The following is an 810-nucleotide window of genomic DNA, read 5'->3' on the forward strand; positions in this document are numbered from 1 at the left end:
TAACACCCACAATCTGCTCTACGCCACTGTTAACCTGGTTTGCGCCGTGGTGAATATCGCCAATGGTATTGGCCAGGGTTTCACGCATCCGGTTGATATCAAATAGTAAGCTCTGCTGATCCTTCGCCGAAAGCTGAGTGGTTTGGGTCAAATCTCCGTCAGCAATATGGCGTACTACGCTAGCTGCATAGCGTGGGTCGCCCCCTAGCCTGCGAGCAACATCACGAATGACCCAGCCCATTAGCAGCGTTACCGGAAGGCCAATGATCAGCAGAATCACTACTGAACGAATCAAACCAGCGATAAAGGCTTCATTAATGTCATCAACATAAACGCCCGCTGCGAGCGACCACTGCCACTCGGGAAGATAGGCCACGTAACTGATTTTCGGTACCTGCTCATCACCAGTAATACGACGGGAGTAGTAGTCAACGTGCCCACCGCCAGCTTGAGCTGCTTCTCGAAAAGCAGCGTAAAGATCCATGCCGCTGGCATCCTGGTAAGCGCTCATATCTTCACCGCGAGGGCGGTTGGGGTGGGAAACGATCTTTAGGTCATCATCGAAGGAGAAGATATATTCTCCACCGCCAAAACTGACGCTAGACATATTGTCGATGGCACGCTGCTGGGCTTCTTCAAGGCTAAGCTCACCGGCGGCTACCCGTTCTTGCAGGGCTGCAAGCTGGCCATGTACGCTTTCTACCACATACTGAATACTGTCGCGGCGTTCGCTTTCAATTGTCTGGCGATTCTCCCAGGCCAACCAGCCTACTAGCAGGAGCATGGCAACCCAGATAATACCCAGCGTTC

The 810-nt window shown here is 52.7% G+C and carries 1 protein-coding gene; it reads right to left on the reverse strand.

Annotated elements, in window-relative coordinates; translation table 11 throughout:
• A partial coding sequence (locus tag HZU72_RS23585; protein ID WP_235976226.1) for a cache domain-containing protein occupies positions 1-810 on the reverse strand: 810 nt, incomplete at both ends.

The sequence above is a fragment of the Vreelandella sedimenti genome, from assembly GCF_013416325.1.
Classification (GTDB): Bacteria; Pseudomonadota; Gammaproteobacteria; order Pseudomonadales; family Halomonadaceae; genus Vreelandella; species Vreelandella sedimenti.